Consider the following 21,950-nt stretch of genomic DNA (forward strand, 5'->3'; position numbering starts at 1 on the left):
ATTGCCTTGGTCGCTCTTGCGAGCAACGGGCTCAGCGCTGGCCGATCGGCACGAAATCGCGTTGCGTCGGGCCGGTGTAGAGCTGACGCGGGCGGCCGATCTTCTGGCCGGGATCGGAGATCATTTCGTTCCATTGCGCCACCCAGCCCACGGTGCGGGCGAGGGCGAAGAGCGCCGTGAACATCGTGGTCGGGAAGCCGATGGCCGAGAGAATGATGCCCGAGTAGAAGTCGACGTTCGGGAACAGCTTCTTCTCGACGAAGTACGGATCGTTGAGCGCGATTTCCTCGAGGCGCAGGGCAGTCTCGAAGAGCGGGTCGGTAACCTTCAGCGCGTCGAACACCTCGCGAACGGTCTTCTGCATGACCGTGGCGCGGGGATCGTAGTTCTTGTAGACGCGGTGACCGAAGCCCATCAGGCGGAACGGATCGTTCTTGTCCTTCGCACGCTCGATGTAGTGCGGGATCTTGTCCGGCGTGCCGATTTCCTTGAGCATGTTGAGCGCGGCTTCGTTGGCGCCGCCATGCGCAGGACCCCAGAGGCAGGCGATACCGGCCGCGATGCATGCGAACGGGTTGGCGCCCGACGAACCGGCAAGGCGTACGGTCGAGGTCGAGGCGTTCTGCTCGTGGTCGGCGTGCAGGATGAAGATGCGGTCCATGGCCTTTTCGACGGCCGGGATCACTTCATACTCTTCCGCAGGCACGCCGAAGGTCATGCGCAGGAAGTTGCCGGTGTAGCTCAGCTTGTTGTCAGGATAGACGAAGGGCTGGCCGACCGAGTACTTGTAGGCCGCTGCCGCAATCGTCGGCATCTTGGCGATCAGGCGGTGCGAGCTGATCTTGCGGTGCTCGGGGTCCGAGATGTCGGTCGAGTCGTGATAGAACGCCGAGAGCGCGCCGACGACGCCGCACATGATCGCCATCGGGTGGGCGTCACGGCGGAAGCCGCGGTAGAAGTTCGCCAGCTGCTCGTGGAGCATCGTGTGGCGCGTGATGGTGTTTTCGAAGGTTGCCAGTTCGTCGGCGCTCGGCAGTTCGCCATTGAGCAGCAAGTAGCTGGTTTCCATGAACGACGAATTTTCAGCCAGCTGGCCGATCGGGTAGCCGCGATGGAGCAGCACGCCTTCGTCGCCGTCGATATAGGTCAGCGCGCTTTCGCAGCTGGCCGTCGACGTGAAGCCGGGATCGTACGTGAACTTGCCCGTCTGGGCGTAGAGCTTGCGGATATCGATGACATCCGGGCCGACACTGCCCTTCAGTACGGGGTAGTCGAATTCCGTGCCACCAGCATTCAGTTTGACCTGATCACCCACCAGTTCTTACTCCTTATATGTGCGACCCGGTCGCGGCGTCCGCCTGCGCGCCAATGCGTGCGAGGCTTTCGTCCCGGCCGAGCAGAACCAATACGTCGAAAATACCCGGAGAGGTCGTTTGACCAGTCAGGGCCGCCCGCAAGGGTTGCGCGAGCTTGCCGAGGCCCAATCCCAGATCCTCGGCCATTGCCTTCAGGTTGGCTTCCAGTGCCTCCAGGAGCCATTCGGGCTCGCTGGAAAGACGCTCGTGAATGGCGGCAAGGCGCCCCCGCGCCTCGTCCGTCAACAGCGCCTGCGCCTTCTCGCTGAACGCGAGCGGACGCTTGGCAAACAGGAAGGCCGCGCCTTCTGCAAGTTCGTTGAGGTCCTTTGCACGGACCTTCAGTACCGGCATCGCCTGCGCAAGCAGGGCAAGGTCGGTATGTTCGTAGCCGGCCTGGACCAGGCGCGGCAGGACCAGTTCCGCCAGGCGGGCGTCATTCGCCTCGCGCAGGTAGTGGCCATTGAGATTCTGCAGCTTCGCGAGATCGAAGCGCGAGGGCGACTTGCCGACGTCGGCCATGTCGAACCACTTCACGGCCTGTTCGCGGCTGATGAATTCTTCATCGCCGTGGCCCCAGCCAAGGCGCAGCAGATAGTTGAACAGCGCTTCCGGCAGGACGCCCATCTCGTCGCGGTAGGCATCGACGCCAAGAGCGCCGTGACGCTTGGAAAGCTTGGCGCCGTCCGAACCGTGGATCAGCGGCACATGGCCGTAGACCGGCACTTCCCAGCCCATGCCGTGGATGATCACGAGCTGGCGGAAGGCGTTGTTGAGGTGGTCGTCACCGCGCAGAACATGGGTAACGCCCATGTCGTTGTCGTCCACGACGACGGCCAGCATGTAGGTCGGCGTACCGTCGGAGCGCAGGATGACGAAATCGTCGATTTCCTCGTTCCGAACGGTGACTTCGCCCTGGACCAGATCGGTGATCGTCGTCTCGCCGTCACGCGGCGCCTTGACGCGCACGACGTAGGACTTGTCGGCGGGCCAGGTCGAGGGATCGGCATCGCGCCATTCGCTGTCGATGCGGAATGGGCGGCGTTCTTCCTGCGCCTTCTGGCGGCGTTCGGCGAGTTCCTCGGTCGTGAGGTAGCAGCGATAGGCGTGGCCGTTAGCCAACAGATCGGCGGCCACTTCAGCATGGCGGTCCGAACGGGCGAACTGGAACACCGCCGGTTCGTCGCCATCGAGGCCGAGCCAGGTCAGTCCGTCGAAGATCGCCTCGATCGCCGGCTCGGTCGAGCGCGCGCGGTCGGTGTCCTCGATGCGAAGCAGATACTTGCCGCCGTGGTGACGGGCGAAGAGCCAGTTGAAGAGAGCGGTACGAGCGCCTCCGATATGGAGATAACCCGTGGGCGAGGGGGCAAAGCGCGTGACGACGGCCTTGCTTGCCGCCGCTCCGCTCGATGCACTGCCGCTTGCCATTCTAATAACCTTCCTGTCCTATGCTCGCCATGGCCAGCCACGCCGCCACGACGGTTGATTTCGAGCGTCCGGTTTTAGCCGGAGGCGCTGCATTGCAGCATCGCCCATGGATCAGCAAGAGCCACTTGTCGAGCGGTTTGGCGGGTGTCGAGTGTTTTCTTTCGAACTGCAGTTTCACCAGAGCGCCGTGGCTGGCCGTGGCCTTTGGAACTGGCGCAATTGCTTGGTTTTTCCTGTCGTCTGCAGCGACATGGGTAGCCCTTTGCGTAGTATGCGTCTCGATTGCATTATTCGCATTGAACTGGCACGTCGGATCGGCTCGGTTTCCTTATATCAGACAGGCGATCCTTTCGCTATCGCTGGTCGTCCTGGCGGGGTGCCTATCGATCTGGACCCGGTCGGAAATCGTCGGGCAACCGGCCATAGAGCGAAACATGTCGGGCATCTTCACGGCCCGGGTCCTGTCGCTCGAAGAGCAGCCGGCGCTGCAGCGGGATCGGCTGACACTGGCGTTGCAAGAGCCACGAAGCGGGCGGTCCATCAAGGTCCGGGTCAATCTGCCGGCCGCACTGCGGGAACAGCCGCTGAGCACCGGTGCGGTCATTCGGTTCCGCGGCCGACTTACCCCTCCGGCATCACCCATGTTCCCTGGAGGATACGATTTTGCGCGCGCGGCCTGGTTTTCAGGCCTGTCGGCCACGGGCTCGATTACATCGCCGGTCGAAGTGATATCGCTCGGGCGTGGAGGCGATTGGCTCGCCGACCAGCGTGCCGCGTTGTCCCGTCATATAACGACGCATCTCGCGGGGTCGCCGGGCGGTATCGCGGCAGCGCTGACGACCGGAGACATGGGCGCGATCGGCCAGGGTGATGCCCAGGCCATGCGCGATGCGGGCCTGGCTCACCTTCTGTCGATCAGCGGACTTCACGTGAGTGCCGTGATCGGCTGCGTCTATTTCGTCGTATTGCGCCTTCTGGCCCTTTTCCCGGCACTGGCCCTGAGGGTCCGCCTGCCGATATTGGCCGCAACATGCGGTGCGGCCGCGGGGCTGGGTTACACGCTGCTGAGCGGCTCGCAGGTGCCTACCATGCGGGCTTTCCTGGGCGCTCTGCTCGTTCTCGCTGCCATGGCATGGGGCCGTGAAGCGCTGTCCATGCGCTTGCTGGCGGTGGCGGCTGTCATCGTGCTGGTCATCTGGCCCGAGTCGGTCGTTGGTCCCAGCTTCCAGATGAGCTTCGCGGCGGTGATGGTTTTGGTGGCACTCGGCAATGCAGAGCCGCTGAAGCGCTGGTTGGCACCCCGGGAAGAGGCCTGGCCGTTCAAGGCCATGCGCAACCTCACGATGATCCTGATCACCGGCATAGCGATCGAATTGGCGTTGATGCCCATCGCCCTGTTCCATTTCCATCGTGCCGGCCTCTACGGTTCTGTCGCCAATGTGATCGCGATCCCTTTGACGACGCTGGTCATCATGCCTTTCGTCGCCCTGGCGCTGCTGCTCGATGTGGTTGGGCTTGGAGGTCCGGTGTGGTGGCTGGCGAACCACGCTATCGACGCCCTGTTGGCCATCGCCCGCTTCATAGCCGCGGAACCGGGAGCCGTTCGGGTGATGCCCACGATGAGTGGGTGGCATTTTTCGTTGTTTGTCGTTGGAGGCCTCTGGCTGGGCCTTTGGGACGGTCGCATCCGGCTATGGGGGATTTTGCCTATAGCTGCCGGTTTCTTCGGCTTGATGCTCATTCCGGTTCCGGACATCATGGTTTCGGGCGATGGCCGCCATGTGGGCTGGATCGATCCCGAGAGCCATCGGCTCGTGATGCTTCGCACCGGTTCCGGCGACTACGCCCTGGACAACCTCATGGAAGTTGCCGGGACGCGAGAGGTCCCGGTCAATGCGCAGACGGCGCCCGGAACGCGATGCAACGCGGACTTCTGCGCCGTCGAGCTACGTCACGGCGAAGAGGCTCGGCATGTGTTGATCGCGCGGGGGAGGGCCATCGTCCCCGAGATGCAACTGGCCGAGGCGTGCAGGTGGGCCGACGTGGTGATCGCCGAACGCCGCTTGCCGAGGACCTGCCTGCCGAAGTGGCTCAAAGTTGATCGCCAGATGCTGGATCGAACGGGCGGGCTGACTATCGATCTTGCAAGCCGCAGTGTGACGACCGTGGCGGAGGGGCAAGGAAATCATGGCTGGTGGAAGCCCGCTGCGCCGACCATGATCGAACGCAAGGGATGGTATTAGCGACCGCTGGCCTGAGGAGGGCGAACAGGGCGCCCTCCTGAGACGGATCAATGATAGCGGCGCAGCAGGCCTGCCAGCTTGCCCTGGACTTCTACTTCGTCAGGTCCGTAGATCTGCGGTTCGTAAGCGGCGTTCGCGGGATCGAGGCGCACCATGCCATCTTCCCGGCGCAGATACTTGAGCGTCGCTTCCTCACCCCGGACAAGGGCGACGACGATCTCGCCATCCCTGGCCGTGGTGGTCCGCTTTACGAGTGCGAAATCCCCGTCGAGAATGCCGGCATCGACCATCGAGTCGCCTGAGACTTCCAGTGCATAGTGATCGCCTGCACCGAGCAGGGCCGCAGGCACCGGGAGCGAAGACTGGCCTTCCAGGGCCTCGATCGGCACGCCCGCGGCAATACGACCATGAAGGGGGATTTCGATCACGTCGTTGGCGGGCCTGGCGACCGCCGCCGGACGGGAAGGTGCGGCGTTGCCGCCACGCGCCGCCGATACCGCAGCCGCGGCCTTGGCCGGCTTGCTCGTGGCGTCTTCGGGCTGGCGGAGCACTTCGAGAGCGCGGGCACGGTTGGGAAGGCGGCGGATGAAGCCACGTTCCTCCAGCGCGGAAATCAACCGATGGACGCCCGACTTCGACTTGAGATCGAGCGCTTCCTTCATTTCCTCGAAGCTGGGGGAAATGCCGCTCTCTTCAAGCCGGACCTGAATGAACCGGAGCAATTCGTGCTGCTTGCGCGTCAACATCTGCTTAGCCTCATGTGTTCTGTGGCACTTGGCCTGAATCGCCCGACGAACCGGCCCCGGCTGACTTGATGTGTCGTTCAGGGAACTTGTCTGCGAACAATGAGGGAACAATTATGCAACGAATAGGGTATCGTCAAGCAATACCGCCATTTTGGAGCAAGAACACCTGAACGGGATCACCGCGATCAGCGGCGAGGGCATGCGCCGACCGGTCGATCAGGACATTGCTGGCGGCAAGCGAGGACAAGGCGCCGCTATCCTGTAGTGAGAGGGCATGGACCGCCTCACCATCCCAGGATCCCCGCAGGAATTCGCGGCGCGCCCCTCCCGTCCTCAAAGGTGCCGAAAGCCGGGTGGCAATCGCGCGGGGTAAGGGCTGCGCCGCGCCCAGAAATGCGCGCAGTACGGGAAGAACGAAGAAATATGCGGTTACCAGGCTGGACACGGGATTGCCGGGAAGCCCGATCACCAGTTGACGACGCCCTGCCGTTTGCCGTGTCGCGACCATGAGCGGCTTGCCGGGTTTGATCGCGACGCGCCAGAAGTCGATTTCGGCGCCCCATTTTTCCAGTGCCGGCCGGAGAAGGTCGTGATCGCCCACTGACGCTCCCCCGCTCGTCACGATCACGTCGGCATCGGCGGCCGCATCGAAGGCGGCGACCAGAGCGTCCAGATCGTCGGGGATTGGTCCATTTCGATTTGCATCGACGGGAACGCTACGCGCAAGAGCGGTCAGCATGGCGCCGTTGCTGGCGGGTATCTGATGGGCTGCGCAGCATTCGGGATCGCCGGACAATTCATCGCCGCTATCGATCACGGTTAGCCGGGGGCGGCGGCGGACGGCGAGATGCCGGTGGCCCGCCGAAATGGCAAGACCGGCTTGCGCCGGTCCGATCAATGCCCCGGGGGCGAGCAGCGGCGCTCCATCGGCGAAATCCATGCCGCGGAAGCGGACGTGCTTGTGGCCTGGTGAGGGCGCCTCTCCCGTGAGGGCGAGGTGATCGCCGTCCCGGTCGACATCCTCCTGCAGGATCACGGCCCGCGCATTTTCGGGCAACAGGGCGCCGGTGGAGATCCGCACGGCTTGACCCGGATCGACGGCTGCACCGAAAGGCCGCCCTGCCGCGCTTTCACCGATCACCTGCCAGGGTCCGGACAAGTCCCCTTCGCTGACGGCATAACCGTCCATGGCGGAGATATCGGCGGCAGGCTGGACCCGGCGTGCCAGCAACGGAGCCGCGAGATAGCGACCCAGCGCACCGTCGATGTCGACGTGCTCGACGGGCCGCGGCTCGACCAGCGCAAGCAGTCGGGCCTGTGCCTCTTCCAGAGCGATCGGCGGGATCATCGCGACGATGTCTCGATCTTCCAGTCGCCCGATTTGCCGCCACGCTTTTCGATCAGGCGAATGTCACCGATGACCATGCCCTTGTCGAGCGCCTTGGCCATGTCGTAAATTGTCAGCAGAGCCACGGAAACCGCTGTAATGGCTTCCATTTCCACCCCGGTCTTGCCGCTCAGCGATGCAGTGCCCATTGCCAGAACGGCGCTGTCCTCGAACGTGAAATCCAGGTTCACGGCGTCCAGCGTCAGCGGGTGGCACATCGGGATGAGGTCCGCCGTCTTCTTGGCGGCCATGATCCCCGCGATGCGTGCCGTTCCCAGCACGTCGCCTTTCGGTGCATTGCCGGCGCGGATCGCTTCCAGGGCCGAGGCGCTCATCGTGATCCGCCCGGACGCCACGGCGACCCTGCGGGTCGCGGCCTTGGCACCAACGTCGACCATGCGGGCCGAGCCTTCCGCATCGATGTGAGTAAGGGACTTGCTCAAGCGCGGGCTATCCTCAATCTGCGAAGAGGAGCTGGCGGGTTGCCGCTTGGATATCCGCCTGACGCATCAGGCTCTCGCCAACGAGGAAAGTACGGGCGCCGCAAGCCGACAGCCGTTGCAGATCGGCGTGAGTGTTGATGCCGCTTTCGCTCACGAGCAGGGTGCCGGCGGGTGCCAGCGGGGCAAGGCGTTCCGTCGTCGAAATATCGGTCGCGAACCGCTTGAGATCACGGTTGTTCACGCCAATGAGACGCGACTTGAGGCGGCTCGCCCGCTCCATCTCGTCTTCGTTGTGGACTTCGACCAGGCAGTCCATCCCGCGCTCACGCGCCGCAGCCTCGATTTCAGCCATAAGCACGTCGTCCAGCGCGGCGATGATGATCAGGATCGCGTCGGCGCCGATCGAGCGCGCCTCGGCGACCTGCCAGGGATCGATCATGAAATCCTTGCGGATCACCGGAAGCGAGCAAGCGGCCCGGGCCTCGACGAGGAAATCTTCATGGCCCTGGAAGTAAGGCGAGTCGGTCAGCACCGAGAGGCAGGCCGCACCGCCGCGCTCATAAGCGATGGCATGTTCGGTGGGGCGAAAATCAGGCCGGATCAAACCCTTGGAAGGCGAAGCTTTCTTGATCTCCGCGATCAAGGCGAATTCGGTCTTCGCCTTCCGGCGCAGGGCCGCCTCGAAGCCGCGAGGTGCGCTCTGTTCGCGGGACCGGGCGTCCAGGTCATCCAGCGTCGCGAAACCCTTGCGCGTCTGCACTTCGATGCGCTTGGTGTCGCAGATCTCGGTAAGCTTGTCGGACATCGGTAACCCTCGAAAACACGCAGCGCCTCAAGCCCGAAGCGCGGAAATCCAGCAATTGAGCAGAGCATTGGCCAAGCCCTTGTCGATAGCCTCGGCAGCCTCTTCCACGCCTTCCCGCCAGGTTTCGACCTCACCGGCAACGATGAGGGCGCCCGCGGCATTGAGCAGGACGGCATCGCGATAGGCGCCATGCTCGCCCAGCAGCAGTCGCCGCAGGGCATCGGCATTATGGGCCGCATCGCCGCCGCGTATCGCCCCGACTGGAGAGATGGGCAGCCCTACATCCTCAGGCGAGACGCGGCGCATCGAAAGCTCGCCGTCCTTGATCTCGGCGACTTCGTTGCCGCCGGCGAGGCTGAGTTCGTCCAGCCCCTCGTCGCCGGAAATGACGAAAGAATGCGTGCTGCCCAGGTGCATCAATGCCTCGGCATAGATCGGCACATAGGCTGGTCGCGCAATGCCGACGAGCTGGCGCGTGACGTTTGCAGGGTTTGCCAGCGGCCCCATCAGGTTGAAGATCGTACGGCGGCCGATGGCCTTGCGGATCGGCATGATCCGCCCCATCGCCGGATGATGCCGGGCAGCGAAGAGGAAGCAGATGCCGAGGTCGCCGAGCGTTTCCTCAGCCGTTTCCGCGGCGCGGTCGAGGTTGAGCCCCAGCGCTTCGAGCGTATCGGCTGCGCCGGCCTTGGAACTGGCGGCGCGGTTGCCGTGCTTGGCGACGGGCACGCCGCAGGCGGCGACCACCAGCGATACCGCGGTCGAGACATTGAGCGTGTGATGGCCGTCACCGCCCGTGCCGCAGACGTCGATGGCGTTGCCGGGCGCCGAGATCGGGATCATGCGCGCGCGCATCGCCCGGGCAGCACCGGCGATTTCGCCTGAAGTCTCGCCCCGTTCGGTGAGGGCGATGAGGAAGCGGACGATCGAATCGTCATCGACCTTGCCGTCGAGGATCAGCCCGAAAGCGTGCTCGGCTTCGGCTTCCTCGATGGGATGGAGCGGGTCGGGCAACGTCATCTGCAAGGTCACGCCGCGATCCGTGCGGGCAGCCGGGCGTCGATGCCGCAGAGCCTCAGGTAATTGGCCAGCATCGCATGGCCATGCTCGGTGGCGATGCTTTCCGGATGGAACTGCACGCCATGGATGGGCAGATCGGCATGGCGGAAGCCCATGACATGGCCATCGTCCGAGCGGGCGTTGACCTTGAGCGCCTCGGGAATGTCCTCGACGATCAGCGAGTGATAGCGGGTCGCCGTGAAAGGTGAGGTAATGCCTGCGAAAATGCCGGTATCGTCATGAGTCACCGGCGAGGTCTTGCCATGCATCAGCCCGCCGCGAACCACTTTGCCGCCGAAGTACTGGCCGATTGACTGGTGGCCCAGACAGACGCCGAGCAAGGGCTTTCCGGCATCGGCAGCCGCGCCGACGAGGTCGAGGCTGATGCCTGCCTCGTTGGGCGTGCAGGGGCCAGGCGACAGCAAGAAACCCTGAGCGCCGCTGTCGATGGCCTGCGCGGCGGAGAGCGCGTCGTTACGGACGACTTCGACTTCGGCGCCAAGTTCCATCACGTAATGGACGAGGTTCCAGGTGAAGCTGTCGTAGTTGTCGATGACGAGGATCATTTAACGCCTTTCGTCGCTTTCTCGACGACGATCAAGGGGCCGAGCGGAGGTCCGCCGTCCACGCGCCCGTGCTCGGGGTCCCAGAGCGAGGATACGCTGCCGTCGAGAAACAGCGCATTGGGGCAATCGAGTTTGTCGCGGAACAGCCGGGCGAGCTTGCCGAAGGACACCGGTTCATCCGAAATCACGAAATGCGCGCGGCCTTTCCGGTCGACGCCCACGGCATTGCGCAGCTTCCTCGATTCGCCGTCCGCGTCGATCTTGGGGTGAAGCTTGCCGCCGATCACCAGCATCGGTCCCGACTGCGTGCCGAAGTCGGGCCGGTTGGAGACGCTCCTGGCGAAATCGTCCGTGGCCCGGATCGCCCATTGTCCTTTCGCGTCGCCGTAAAACACGCCGTTGGGCTGGAGGTGGAAATTGCCCCAGCCCGCGTTGGTGTTGAGCTTGTGGCCCCGCTCGCCCTCTTCGACGTAATAACCGATGGGCTGTCCCTTGTCGTCGAACATGCCGCCGTTCATCGCGAAGGCCACCGCGTGCCGGCCGGAGGGGCGGCTAGCCGCCAGTTCCGACAGGCTGCGATAGGGCGCAGCGCCCTTGGGGCCGAGCACCATGTGGATCGAATGGCGCGCAGGATCGGCCAGGCAATGCGTGAAGCTCGCGCCTTCGAACGTCGCGCCTTCACAGGACGGAGGCGGTGGGGAAACCTTGCGCTCGGGGGCGGCGTCGGATGAGCAGGCGGCGACGAGGAGCGCGAAGGCGGCAATGCTGCCGGCGCGCGTCACCATCGGCAGGCTGCTGCCCCGGACTTGAGGCCGAAGTTCCGGAGACCCAGGTTCCGAAACCCCGGGATCGGGAAGGCCTCTACGCCGCTCACTGCCCGAAGCCCGGTTCACCGGCGACGCGAACCGCTTCGCGGGCCGCGGCAAAGAGCGCGCCGGACTTGGCCTCGCACTCGCGCTGCTCGTAGGCGGGGACGCTGTCGGCAACGATGCCGGCGCCGGCCTGAACGTGAAGGATGCCGTCTTTCAGCACGCCGGTGCGCAGCACGATGCAGGAATCGACCGAACCGTCCGGGGCAAAATAGCCGACGCCGCCGGCATAGGCGCCGCGCGTTTCCGGCTCCAGCTCGGCGATGACCTCGCAGGCGCGAACCTTGGGCGCCCCGGAAACGGTGCCTGCCGGGAAGCCTGCGAAGACGGCGTCGATGGCATCGTGCCTGGCCGTGTCGAGCTTGCCCACCACGTTCGAGACGATGTGCATGACGTGGCTGTAGCGTTCGATCGTGTAGCTGTCGGTCACTTCGACGGTGCCGGCAGCCGCCACGCGGCCGACATCGTTGCGGCCGAGGTCGAGCAGCATAAGGTGCTCGGCCCTTTCCTTGGGATCGGCAAGCAGGCTGACTTCGTTGGCCTTGTCTTCCGAGGCCGTCTTGCCGCGCGGACGGGTGCCGGCGATGGGACGGATCGTCACTTCGCCCTCGCGGACGCGGACGAGGATTTCCGGGCTCGAGCCGATCAGCGCGAAGCCGGGCATGTCGAGGAAATAGAGGAAGGGCGACGGGTTCACGCGGCGCAGCGAGCGGTAGAGCGCCAGCGGAGGCAGGGTGAATTCGCAGGTGAAACGCTGCGCCAGCACGACCTGGAAGATGTCGCCCGCCTCGATGTAGTCCTTGGCCTTGAGAACCATGGCTTCGTAGTCGGACGCGGACATGACCGGGGTCTGGACGGGCTCGGGAAGATCGCTCGCGCTGGGGAGGACCGGGGCGGGTGCGGCCAGTTTGCGCAAGGCTTCGTCGATGCGCTCGGCGGCCAGTTCGACCAGGCGCTCCGGCGTGCCGGCTTCCGGCCAGAGCGGGGCGACGCAGAAGAGTTCGTCGCTCAGGCGGTCGAACACCAGTATCAGCGAAGGGCGCACGAACAGCATGTCGGGTAAGGCGAGCGCGCTTTGCGGCGCGCGCGGCAGCTTTTCGACAAGGCCGATGGTCTCGTAGCCGAAATAGCCGACAAGGCAGGCGAGGGCGGGCGGAAGCGCGGCAGGAACGTCGAAGCGGCAGCTTTCGACCAGCGCACGCAGCTCCACCAGCGTCTCGCCGGCCAGCGGCGCGAAAGCTTCGCGGTCGTCCTGCCAGTCGCGGTTGATCTCGCAGCCCTGGCCTTCGGCGCGGAACACCAAGTCGGGATCGAGGCCGATCAGGCTGTAGCGCCCGCGCGTCTCGCCGCCTTCGACCGATTCGAGCAGAAAGTCGCCGCGGCCTTCCTCGAAGAGCTTGAGCGCGACGGCGACCGGGGTTTCGGTATCGGCCACGAGCTTGCGCCAGAGCAGTGCCGGCTTGCCCTTGGAGAGCTGCGCCAATGCCGCAAGGCGATCCGATTCGCGTTCCATGACCCCGGTCTTCATCTGATTGGCCTTATTCGGCGCTGGCGGTGCCGGCGAGCTGGTCGCGCACGGCCTTGATGGCCTTGTCGTGCTTGGTCACGCCCACTTCCTTGCGGATCGCCTTGCCGAGCGCGTCGGTATAGGCCTGGCCCATCTGGCCGCCCAGCTCGCGCTGGGTGCCTTCGACGAGCTGGGGCGATTCGACCTTGCCGGGCACGACGTCCTTGAGGACGACGACGAACCAGCCGCGATCCTGTCCGGCCGACTGCACCTTCACGGTGCCCTTGGCCATGTGGAACATCAGCGAGACCGGCGGCGGCACCTGGCGGCCCGAGCGCAGCGCTGCAGTCAGCGTGGCGCGCGACATCGAGACCTGCTCGACGGGCAACTGCTTGCCTGCAGCGGCAACGGCCTGTTCGACGGTCTTGCCCTGGCGGATCTGCGTCTGGATCTGGAGCGCGGCGGCCTTGGCAGCAGCCCCGCCCTTGTCGAGCGCCCAGGCGGCCTTCACGTCGCCGACGATCTCCTTGTAGGGAGCCGGCGCGGAAGGCGTGATGTCGGTGACGTCGTAGACGATGAAGTTGCGCTCGGCCGCGACCTGGTTGCCGTCCTTGCCAACTTGCGCGGTCTGCGGCTTTTCCTGGTCCATGCCGAAGGCGGTCTTCAGCACCGGCTGCAGCAGGGCAGGCGCGGTTTCACCGGGCTTGCCGTAGATCTGGCCGTTTGCGGTGACCGGTGCCGTCGTCTCGACAGTGGCGCCAAGCGACTTGGCGACTTCGACGAGGCTGGCGCCATTGGCGAATTCGTCCTCGATCTTGGCGAGCAGGTCAGTGAAAGCAGCCTGCTTCTTTTCGGCGCTCAGCTTGGCGGCGATCTCGTCCTTGACGGCGGCGAGGGGGCGCTCAGGCTTCTTCTGCTCGTCCTCGACGCGGATCAGGTGCCAGCCGAGAGCGCTCTTCTGCGGCGCCGTGAGCTTGCCGACAGGGGCTGCAAACACGGCGTCGGCAACGGCCGGCGAGAACTGGCTGGAGAGCTGGTCCTTGCTGAAGAATTCGAGCTTGGCGGCGGAAAGGCCCTTTTCCTGGGCAGCGGCTTCGAGCGTCTTGCCGCTCGCGACTTCGGCGGCGACGGCCTTGGCCGCGGCTTCGGTCGGAACGATCAACTGGGTGATCTTGCGATTGTCCTGCGCGGCGTAGATCGACTTGTCCGCCTGGTACCGCTTGGCGATATCCGCGTCCGTGGGAGCGGGGATCGCCTTGACCGCGTCCTCGCCGAAGGTGGCATAGCGGATCACGCGGCGTTCGGGACGGATGAAGGCGTTGGTGTGGCTCTTGTAGAAGGCCTGGAGATCGGCGTCGTTCGGCTCTTTCGCAGGGAAGAACAGCTGCGAGGGAAGGGCGACGACCGAACCGGCGCGGTTCTCGTCGAGCAGGGCCGCATAGCGCTTGGCCGCGAACGTCGACATCGAGGTGCCGAACTGGGCGGGGAGCATGAGCTGCTGCGCGATCAGGCCCTGTGCGATGTCTTCGCGAAGCGACTTTTCCGAAAGACCCTGCTGGCCGAGAAGCTGGCGGAAGGTTGCCTGGTCGAACTTGCCGTCCACGCCCTGGAACGCGGGAATGCGGGCGATCTCGCTGTCGATCAGGCGGTCACCGGCGACGACGCCGATCTTCTTGCCGAAGAACGCGGTCGCGGTGCGATCGATCAGTTCGTCGAGAACCTGCTCCAGGCCGCCCTGGGCGATGAGGACCTTCATGGTCATCGTCGGATCCTGGGCCTGCACCCGCGAAAGCGCGGACTTGGCGGCCAGGCCCAGTTCGTTCTCCTCGACCTCGTCCTTGCCGACAGTGGCGACGGACTTGCCCGCGGTGATCCCGGTGGAATCGCCCAGGCCGGTCAGGTCGCCGCCGACGAAGGCCAGCGTGATGAGCACCAGCACCGCCAGGGCAATGCCGGCACCGATCTTGGACTTCAGGAGGTTTCGGAAGAGTGAGAGCATGTACCGTGCCGATCAGCGTGTAAATTTGGGTTCAATCGGAGCGCGATGGCCTTGCCACTGCGCGAAACGGGGCAGGCTTTAGGGTGGCTTGTGTCATCCTGCAATGGCGACGTTCGATAAGGCGCTCGCGACTCGGGAAATCGTGGCTTCCATCTGCGGTTGCGACTGAACCGGGAATGCGCGGATTTTGACAAGTGAGCCCTCCGTGCACTAGCAGCGCCCCGAAAGCGCGGCTTGTGATTCCCGCTCCCAGCGGGCCTTCCGGGCACTCTGCGCGCTCTGAAATCAAGGTTTCCCAATAACATGGCTGGTCTGCCTTACATCGTCGGTAACTGGAAAATGAACGGCACGCGTGCGATGCTCAATGAGGCGCGCGCGATCGACCGGGCTGCCGCACGCTTTCCGAAGGTGCAGGTGGCGGTCGCACCGCCGGCGACGTTGCTCTACCGCGTCCGCGATGCCGTCGAACTGATCGGTGTCGGCGGGCAGGATTGCCGCGCGGAAGACAGCGGTGCCTTCACCGGCGATATCTCGGCCCCCATGCTCAAGGATGCAGGCGCGGACTTCACGATCGTCGGTCACTCGGAGCGCCGCACGCTTCACGGTGAGCGCGATGGCGACGTGAAGGCCAAGGCCGAGGCGGCGCTCGCCGCGGGCCTCGCGGTGATTCTCTGCGTGGGCGAAACCGAAGCCCAGCGCGATGCAGGCGATGCCGAATCCGTGGTCGCCGCGCAGATCGAGGGCTCGGCTCCGGCCATTGACGGCCTGCCCGAGAAGCTCTCGCTGGCCTACGAGCCGGTCTGGGCGATCGGCACCGGACGCGTGCCCTCGATCGAGGACGTGGCCGCCATGCACGCGGCGATCCGCGCCAAGCTCGTTGCCATCTACGGCGAGGGCGGGGCGGACGTGCGCATTCTCTACGGCGGCTCGGTAAAGGCGGAGAACGCCGGCGAACTGCTCTCCGTGCCCGACGTGGGCGGAGCGCTGGTCGGCGGTGCCAGCCTGAGCGCCGAGAGCTTCCTGGCGATCGTCGGTGCCGCAGCCTCGCTGGGCAACGACTGACTTTCCGATTTCGGCCGGATCGCGCGCTTTGTGGCGACGGTTCGGCTGATGACTTGCACAGAAGGCCGCGAGCGCCTATCTGCGCGGCTTGAGACGAGGGCACGGCTTCCGCTGGAAGCGTCCCCACAGAAGACTGAGAAAAACGCAAGATGCTGTTCACCTTCCTGACCGTTGTCCAGGCGATTGTCGCGCTCCTGCTCGTCGGGATCATCCTGATGCAGAAGTCGGAAGGCGGCGGTCTCGGTGTCGGCGGCGGTAGCCCTTCGGGCATCATGTCGGCGCGCGGTGCGGCCAACTTCATGACCCGTGCAACCGGCATTCTTGCGGCGATCTTCGTGATCCTTTCGATCGTGCTGGCGGCACTGGCGGTCAACGAGACCACTGGCCGTGACATCGATACTTCGCTTCAGCGCGAGACGGCTCCGGCCGCGCCCGCGCAGCCGGCCGATCCGCTCGCCGGCGCAGCTGCCCCGGCTGCCGCTCCGGCAAACGGCGCCAGCCCTGCTCCTGCCGGGACTGCGCCTGCTGGAACCGCACCGGCCAATGATCCGCTTTCGGGTGCTGCCGGCCAGTAAAACGGTCCGATCAGCAGGGTTCACCCCGGCGCATCATCGTAACAGGAATGCCGTCTGGCTCTGGCAGGCGGCATTTCATTCGTTTTGAACTGTGGATTCAGGCACAGCGCTCTTGCGCTCGTGCCCCCATGCAATTTAAGGGCCGACTCCCATGGCGCGGCATATTTTTATCACCGGCGGCGTGGTCTCCTCGCTCGGCAAAGGTCTCATGGCGGCGAGCCTCGCGGCTCTCTTGCAGGCACGCGGTTATCGCGTCCGCATCCGCAAGTTCGATCCCTATCTGAACGTCGATCCGGGCACGATGAGCCCGTATCAGCACGGCGAAGTCTACGTAACCGACGATGGTGCGGAGACGGACCTCGATCTGGGCCACTACGAACGCTACACCGGCGTTTCGGCGCGCCAGGCTGACAACATCACCTCGGGTCGTATCTACCAGGACATCATCGCCAAGGAGCGCCGCGGCGACTATCTTGGCGCCACCGTCCAGGTGATCCCGCACGTCACGGACGCGATCAAGGACTTCGCGATGACGGAGACCGAGGATCTCGACTTCGTTCTCTGCGAGATCGGCGGCACGGTCGGCGATATCGAGGGCCTGCCCTTCGTCGAGGCGCTGCGCCAGCTGCGCAACGAACTGGGCCGCGAGCAGACCTGCTTCGTCCACGTCACGCTGGTGCCCTACATCGCGGCCGCCGGCGAGTTGAAGACCAAGCCGACGCAGCACTCCGTGCGCGAACTGACCGGTCTCGGCATCCAGCCCGACATCCTGCTGTGCCGCTGCGACCGGGAGCTGCCCGAGAGCGAGCGCCGCAAGATCGCGCTGTTCTGCAACGTCCGTCCGCAGGCGGTGATCCCCGCGCTCGACGCGCCGAACATCTACGCGGTCCCGCTCCAGTACCACCACGAGGGTCTCGACGCCGAAGTGCTCCATCACTTCGGCATGGCGTCGGAAGCGCCGGATCTGTCGCGCTGGAACGACATCACCGACCGCTTCGAGCACCCCGAGGGTGAAGTGACCATCGGCGTCGTTGGCAAGTACGTCGGTCTGCAGGACGCCTACAAGTCGCTGAACGAAGCGCTCGTTCACGGCGGCATGGCCAACCGCGTGAAGGTCAACGTCAACTGGATCGATGCGGAAATCTTCGAGAAGGAAGATTCGGAGATCGCCGCAGCGCTCGAACCGATGCACGGCATCCTGGTACCGGGCGGCTTCGGCGAGCGCGGCACCGAGGGCAAGATCGCATCGGTGCGCTTCGCCCGCGAGCGCGAAGTTCCCTTCTTCGGCATCTGCCTCGGCATGCAGATGGCCTGTATCGAAGGCGCCCGTTCCGCGGGTGTCGAGAAGGCCAACTCGACCGAGTTCGGACCGACCGAAGATCCCGTCGTCGGCATCATCACTGAGTGGATGGGCAAAGACGGCCTGGAAAAGCGCGCAGAAGGCGGCGACCTTGGCGGCACGATGCGCCTTGGCGCCTACAAGGCCGAGCTTTCGCCGAACAGCCACGTTGCCTCGATCTACAACGCCACCGAGATTTCGGAGCGCCATCGTCACCGTTACGAGGTCAATGCCCAGTATCGCGAGACGCTGGAAGGCGATGGCCTGATCTTCTCCGGCATGTCGCCCGACGGCCTGCTGCCCGAGATCGTCGAGCGGCCGGACCACCCGTTCTTCGTGGGCGTGCAGTTCCATCCGGAATACAAGTCCCGGCCGTTCGAGCCGCATCCGCTGTTCGCAGGCTTCATCGCCGCGGCCTTGCGCCAGGCGCGACTGGTCTGATCTTCGGGCAGGGTTGAAATTAAGAGGCGGTCTCGCAGGAGGCCGCCTCTTTTCGTTTGCGCGGGTTCTCGCGCGGAACGGCGGTGGCTGCTCCGGCCTCCTGCCTCCTGCGTCAGGCGAGCACCGAGAGCAGCACGGTGATCGTGCCGACCGACAGCACGGTGGAAACGAGAATGACCTTGGCCGTCAGCGCGCCTTCGCGGCGATGGAACTCCGCGAGCATGAACGGCCCCGTGCCGGTCGGCAGGGCGGCCAGGAGCACGGCGGCGTCGCGAAGCGGCTTGGTGAGCGGGAACACCCAGAGAGCCAGAACCAGCGTCAGGGCCGGATAGAGGAAAAGCTTGAGCGCCACGAGCAGGGCGGTGTTTCCGCTTCCCCCGGCTTCCGTTTCGCGCGGTTCCGCCAGGAACATGCCGAGGCACACGAGCGCGCATGGGCTGGCGGCCGATCCCAGCAGTTTGAGGAAGGCGTCGAGGGGCGCTGCGACGCCGATGCCGCTGGCCATTACCGCCGCACCCAGCAGCGGGGCCAGGACCAGGGGGTTGCGAAACAGGGCCTGGAGGACGCGCAGGAGGATCGTCAGAGGGCGGCCGCCCGACTGGTTGCCGAACTCGATCAGCACGATGGCGACGGCGAACAGTACGCAGACGGTGTTGATCGTGGCGATCAGGGTCAGCGCCTGCGAACCGGGGCCAAGGGTCGCCAACAGAAGGGGGAAGCCGAGGAAGGCCGTGTTCGAGTAGGCGCCATTCAGGCCGTGGATCGCGGCGTTGCCGATCGGCGCTCCGGTCACCCGGCTGACGGCCACCGTCGCGGCGAAGAAGAAAAACGTGCTCAGCCCGAAAACGGCAAGGAAGCCCGGCTGCCAGATGTCCGCCACTTGCGCCTTGGCGACAATGTCGAACAGGAGCGCCGGGAGCGCGAGATAGACGACGAAACGGTTCAGTTCGGTCGTCGACTGGGGGCTGAAGATGCCCACCCGCCGCGCCAGCCAGCCCACGAAAGTCAGCGCGAAGATCGGCAGGACGATCAACAGGATAGAGATCATGGAGCGCGGCAGCCTTCAACTCAGCAAAGTCTGCGGCTTAGGTGCTGGGTCGGTGCTGTCCATCGCTCTTTTTCCCGGGAGCGATGCGAGGGTTGCAATCGGCCATCAAAAAGGGCGGCCCGGATATCCCAGGCCGCCCCGATCTGCGAATTATCGAACTGTTCAGGCGGCGGCGGAATCGTCGCCCGCACTGCCGTCCACCACGGTCAGCGTATGGCCGCCGATGGCGATCTTCTTGGGCTTCATCGCTTCCGGCACTTCGCGCAGGAGGTCGATGACCAGCAGACCGTCGGCAAGGTCCGCGCCGTCGACGCGAACGTAGTCGGCCAGCTCGAACCGGCGCTCAAAACCGCGCTGGGCGATGCCGACATGCAGCATTTCGCTGTCCGCCGCCTCATCGGGCTTGTGGCCCTTGACGACCAGCAGGTTGGCCTGTGCGGTGATATCGATGTCCGCCGGCTTGAAACCTGCGACGGCCAGGGTGATGCGATAGGCATCCGGGCCGCGGCGTTCGATGTTGAAGGGGGGGTACTTGTCGCCCGGGTTCGCGCGGCCCTGGTTTTCGATCATGTCGAACAGGCGGTCGAAGCCGACCATGGTACGGCGATAGGGCGAGAAATCGATACGGTTCATGACAAAAATCCTCCAATGAGCAATCTTCGTTTCGTCGGGGCCCGGACCTCCCGGCGCCCCGTTTTCAAGCCATGCCCTTGGCGGGCCATGACTTGAATTCCTAGATATGGTAGCCGCCCCCTGTTTCAAGGCCCCGTCCGGCGGCCTTCGGAACGTGGGCTTGCCCAGGTGCAGCGGCCCGGTCGCCAAGAGACGAAAAGGAAGAATTCGATGAGCCAGCCGAAGGTGGAAATCTATACCAAGTGGGGCTGCCCCTACTGCGTCATGGCCAAGTCGCTGCTGGACGATAAGGGCGTTCCCTATGAGGAATACGATATTACGATGGGCGGGCCCAAGCGCGACGAAATGCTCGAACGCGCGCCGGGTGCCCGAACCGTTCCGCAAGTGCTGGTGGACGGCAAGCCTTATGGCGGGTTCGACGATATCGACGCCTTGAACCGGGCGGGTAAGCTCGACCCCGTCCTTGGTCTCTGCTGACCGCCATGGGCCGCGCTGCGCTGTTCCAGATGACTTCGGGGATCGATCCCGAGGCCAACGCTGCCGCCATCGTTTCCGCCATTCGCGAGGCGAAGGCGGGGGGTGCGGCGATGCTGTTCACGCCCGAGATGTCCGGCCTGCTCGATCGCAAGCGGGAGAGGGCGGCGGCGAACATCGTCGGCGAGGCCGATGATCTCGTTCTGGCCGCGGCGCGCGAGGCGGCTGCGCGCGAAGGGATCTGGGTTCATCTCGGCTCCCTGGCCGTGCGTCCTGACCGCGATGCACCGGAACGGCGTTATGCCAATCGCGCTTTCGTGATCGACGACAGCGGCGAAGTCCGCGCGCGGTACGACAAGATCCACATGTTCGACGTGGATCTTGCGACCGGCGAATCCTGGCGCGAATCAAACGCCTATGCGCCCGGCGAGCGGGTAGTGACGGTGGAAACGCCGCTTGGCCGGCTTGGTCTGGCGATCTGCTACGATGTGCGCTTTCCCGCGCTGTTCGAAGCGCTTGGCCGCGAACGCTGCGACCTCGTGGCGATTCCTGCGGCCTTCACGGTGCCAACGGGCCGCGCCCACTGGCATCTCATGCAGCGCGCCCGCGCCGTGGAAGCCAGCGCTTTCGTGCTGAGCGCCGCGCAAGTCGGCCATCATGAGGACGACCGCGAAACTTATGGCCATTCGCTGGCGGTGGATCCCTGGGGAGACGTTCTGCTGGACCTTGGCGGTGACATGGCCGGCCTGGGTTTCGTCGATATCGATCCCGCGCGGATCGCGGAAGTCCGCGGACAGCTGCCGAGCCTTGCCAACCGCCGCGAGATCGCCAAATAGGCCGCATGCCCATCGTCTTTGATCTCGAATGCCGTTCCGCGCACCACCGTTTCGAGGGCTGGTTCAAATCCTCGGAAGATTTTGCGCGCCAGCAGGAGCATGGGCTGGTCGCCTGTCCTCATTGCGGCTCGGCCGAAGTGGGCAAGGCCGTCCAGGCGCCGCACCTTGGCCGGAAGGGCAATCAGCGGGCCGAGCCGGCGCGGGCGCCTGCTTCGACCGTGGCCGTGCCGGCGCCACCTGCGGGCGGAGCCCCGGTGCCTCAGGCGCTGGAATTGCCACCTCAGGCCGTCGAGGCCTTGCACAAGCTGGCGATCATGCAGGCCGAGGCCTTGAAATCGAGCCGTTTCGTCGGTGACAGCTTCGTCGAGGACGCCCGCGCCATGCATTATGGCGAGCGCGACAGCGAATCGATCCATGGCCGTGCGAGCGTGGAGCAGGCCAAGGAACTCATGGAGGAAGGCATCGCCGTTGCCGCCCTGCCGTTCCCGGTGTTGCCGCCCGAACAGGCCAATTGAATCGTCCCATTCAACAGATTGCCAAGTTCGGCACTGCAAGCTAGGACGCGCTCGAGTGCGCCCGTAGCTCAGCCGGATAGAGCACCAGATTCCTAATCTGGGGGCCATGGGTTCGAATCCCGTCGGGCGCACCAACAAAAAATGCCCGCGTTTATCGCGGGCATTTTTATTTCGGCTGACGGAATGTCACATCCGAAAGATCAGGCGAACTTTTCCTTGAGGTCGTAGAGCGCCACGGCAGCCTTGGCCGCTTCGCCGCCCTTGTCCTTCTGGCCCGGTTCGGCGCGGACGAGTGCCTGTTCCTCATTCTCGACGGTCAGGATGCCGTTGCCGATCGGAATGCCGTCCATCGTCAGCGCCATGATACCGCGTGCGGATTCGCCGGCGACGATTTCGAAGTGATACGTCTCGCCGCGAATGACGACGCCGATCGCGACATAGCCGTCATAGTCGCCGGTGGCATCTGCCAGCGAGATGGCGGCCGGGATTTCCAGCGCGCCGGGCACGGTGATGACTTCGGCCTGGTGGCCGGCGGCCTTCAGGGCGGCCTTGGCGCCGGCGATCAGCTTGTCGTTCAGGTGGTCGTAGAAGCGGGCTTCGACGATGAGAAAGCGGGCCAT

At 64.9% G+C, this 21,950-nt stretch carries 21 protein-coding genes and 1 tRNA gene; 8 read left to right on the top strand and 14 right to left on the bottom strand.

Going from position 1 to position 21,950, the window contains the following annotated elements; all coding sequences use genetic code 11:
* Positions 1-31 precede the first annotated feature (31 nt).
* Positions 32-1,315 carry a citrate synthase gene (locus AC1VV3_RS01915; RefSeq protein WP_134092841.1) on the bottom strand — a complete coding sequence of 428 codons (1,284 nt, stop codon included), beginning with the start codon at positions 1,313-1,315 and terminating at the stop codon, positions 32-34.
* A gap of 13 nt (positions 1,316-1,328) precedes the next feature.
* The gene (gene gltX, locus AC1VV3_RS01920) at positions 1,329-2,783 is read right to left on the bottom strand and encodes a glutamate--tRNA ligase (RefSeq protein WP_132262603.1); all 1,455 of its coding nucleotides are present in this window, start codon (positions 2,781-2,783) and stop codon (positions 1,329-1,331) included.
* Between the two features lie 29 nt (positions 2,784-2,812).
* On the opposite strand from gltX, the gene AC1VV3_RS01925 reads away from it, so the two are divergent.
* Positions 2,813-5,026, top strand: coding sequence for a ComEC/Rec2 family competence protein (locus AC1VV3_RS01925; RefSeq protein WP_431566612.1), 2,214 nt, complete (start codon positions 2,813-2,815; stop codon positions 5,024-5,026).
* Positions 5,027-5,073: 47 nt separating this feature from the next.
* Here the strand turns inward: AC1VV3_RS01925 and lexA are convergent, their stop codons facing one another.
* The 9 genes from lexA to AC1VV3_RS01970 form a co-directional block, all read right to left on the bottom strand.
* Complete coding sequence (gene lexA, locus AC1VV3_RS01930; protein ID WP_132262606.1) at positions 5,074-5,772, bottom strand: transcriptional repressor LexA; 699 nt, start codon at positions 5,770-5,772, stop codon at positions 5,074-5,076.
* Positions 5,773-5,905: 133 nt separating this feature from the next.
* On the bottom strand, positions 5,906-7,120 hold the full coding sequence (locus AC1VV3_RS01935; RefSeq protein ID WP_431566613.1) for a molybdopterin molybdotransferase MoeA: 1,215 nt from the start codon (positions 7,118-7,120) through the stop codon (positions 5,906-5,908).
* Positions 7,117-7,602: a cyclic pyranopterin monophosphate synthase MoaC gene (moaC, locus tag AC1VV3_RS01940; protein WP_431566614.1), complete on the bottom strand. Its 486-nt coding sequence runs from the start codon at positions 7,600-7,602 to the stop codon at positions 7,117-7,119. Before moaC ends, AC1VV3_RS01935 begins: the two co-directional genes overlap by 4 nt.
* Before the next feature lie 13 nt (positions 7,603-7,615).
* Complete coding sequence (gene trpC, locus AC1VV3_RS01945) at positions 7,616-8,407, bottom strand: indole-3-glycerol phosphate synthase TrpC (protein WP_431566615.1); 792 nt, start codon at positions 8,405-8,407, stop codon at positions 7,616-7,618.
* 27 nt (positions 8,408-8,434) lie between these two features.
* The gene (gene trpD / locus AC1VV3_RS01950) at positions 8,435-9,427 is read right to left on the bottom strand and encodes an anthranilate phosphoribosyltransferase (RefSeq protein WP_314468921.1); all 993 of its coding nucleotides are present in this window, start codon (positions 9,425-9,427) and stop codon (positions 8,435-8,437) included.
* Between the two features lie 8 nt (positions 9,428-9,435).
* The gene (locus AC1VV3_RS01955) at positions 9,436-10,032 is read right to left on the bottom strand and encodes an anthranilate synthase component II (protein WP_431566616.1); all 597 of its coding nucleotides are present in this window, start codon (positions 10,030-10,032) and stop codon (positions 9,436-9,438) included.
* Complete coding sequence (locus AC1VV3_RS01960) at positions 10,029-10,817, bottom strand: phosphodiester glycosidase family protein (RefSeq protein WP_132262612.1); 789 nt, start codon at positions 10,815-10,817, stop codon at positions 10,029-10,031. Before AC1VV3_RS01960 ends, AC1VV3_RS01955 begins: the two co-directional genes overlap by 4 nt.
* 85 nt (positions 10,818-10,902) lie before the next feature.
* Positions 10,903-12,414 carry an anthranilate synthase component I gene (trpE, locus tag AC1VV3_RS01965; protein WP_431566633.1) on the bottom strand — a complete coding sequence of 504 codons (1,512 nt, stop codon included), beginning with the start codon at positions 12,412-12,414 and terminating at the stop codon, positions 10,903-10,905.
* A gap of 25 nt (positions 12,415-12,439) precedes the next feature.
* Positions 12,440-14,407 carry a peptidylprolyl isomerase gene (locus tag AC1VV3_RS01970; RefSeq protein WP_431566617.1) on the bottom strand — a complete coding sequence of 656 codons (1,968 nt, stop codon included), beginning with the start codon at positions 14,405-14,407 and terminating at the stop codon, positions 12,440-12,442.
* Between the two features lie 303 nt (positions 14,408-14,710).
* Here AC1VV3_RS01970 and tpiA point away from each other — a divergent pair, with 303 nt between their 5' ends.
* The 3 genes from tpiA (at position 14,711) to AC1VV3_RS01985 (ending at position 17,824) form a co-directional block, all read left to right on the top strand.
* The gene (gene tpiA / locus AC1VV3_RS01975; protein WP_132262616.1) at positions 14,711-15,469 is read left to right on the top strand and encodes a triose-phosphate isomerase; all 759 of its coding nucleotides are present in this window, start codon (positions 14,711-14,713) and stop codon (positions 15,467-15,469) included.
* Positions 15,470-15,621: 152 nt separating this feature from the next.
* Complete coding sequence (gene secG / locus AC1VV3_RS01980; protein ID WP_132264079.1) at positions 15,622-16,044, top strand: preprotein translocase subunit SecG; 423 nt, start codon at positions 15,622-15,624, stop codon at positions 16,042-16,044.
* 151 nt (positions 16,045-16,195) lie between these two features.
* Positions 16,196-17,824: a CTP synthase gene (locus AC1VV3_RS01985; RefSeq protein ID WP_132262618.1), complete on the top strand. Its 1,629-nt coding sequence runs from the start codon at positions 16,196-16,198 to the stop codon at positions 17,822-17,824.
* 112 nt (positions 17,825-17,936) lie between these two features.
* Here AC1VV3_RS01985 and AC1VV3_RS01990 read toward each other — a convergent pair whose 3' ends face one another.
* Both AC1VV3_RS01990 and AC1VV3_RS01995 read right to left on the bottom strand, forming a co-directional pair.
* On the bottom strand, positions 17,937-18,872 hold the full coding sequence (locus AC1VV3_RS01990) for an AEC family transporter (protein ID WP_431566618.1): 936 nt from the start codon (positions 18,870-18,872) through the stop codon (positions 17,937-17,939).
* A 162-nt stretch (positions 18,873-19,034) separates the two neighbouring features.
* Positions 19,035-19,505 (bottom strand): Hsp20 family protein, encoded by a 471-nt coding sequence (locus tag AC1VV3_RS01995; protein ID WP_132262622.1) that lies wholly within the window; start codon positions 19,503-19,505, stop codon positions 19,035-19,037.
* A 210-nt stretch (positions 19,506-19,715) separates the two neighbouring features.
* Between AC1VV3_RS01995 and grxC the strand changes: the two genes are divergently transcribed.
* The 4 genes from grxC (at position 19,716) to AC1VV3_RS02015 (ending at position 21,464) form a co-directional block, all read left to right on the top strand.
* Positions 19,716-19,982: a glutaredoxin 3 gene (gene grxC / locus AC1VV3_RS02000; RefSeq protein ID WP_431566619.1), complete on the top strand. Its 267-nt coding sequence runs from the start codon at positions 19,716-19,718 to the stop codon at positions 19,980-19,982.
* A gap of 5 nt (positions 19,983-19,987) precedes the next feature.
* A complete protein-coding gene (locus AC1VV3_RS02005) occupies positions 19,988-20,815 on the top strand; it encodes a carbon-nitrogen hydrolase family protein (RefSeq protein ID WP_431566620.1) in 828 nt (275 codons plus the stop codon).
* 5 nt (positions 20,816-20,820) lie between these two features.
* Complete coding sequence (locus AC1VV3_RS02010; protein ID WP_431566621.1) at positions 20,821-21,330, top strand: DUF1178 family protein; 510 nt, start codon at positions 20,821-20,823, stop codon at positions 21,328-21,330.
* A gap of 57 nt (positions 21,331-21,387) precedes the next feature.
* Positions 21,388-21,464, top strand: a tRNA-Arg gene (locus AC1VV3_RS02015).
* A 66-nt stretch (positions 21,465-21,530) separates the two neighbouring features.
* On the opposite strand, the gene ribH is transcribed toward AC1VV3_RS02015, so the two are convergent.
* The gene (gene ribH / locus AC1VV3_RS02020) at positions 21,531-21,950 is read right to left on the bottom strand and encodes a 6,7-dimethyl-8-ribityllumazine synthase (RefSeq protein WP_132262629.1); all 420 of its coding nucleotides are present in this window, start codon (positions 21,948-21,950) and stop codon (positions 21,531-21,533) included.

This window comes from Novosphingobium sp. BL-S-34 (genome assembly GCF_056857015.1).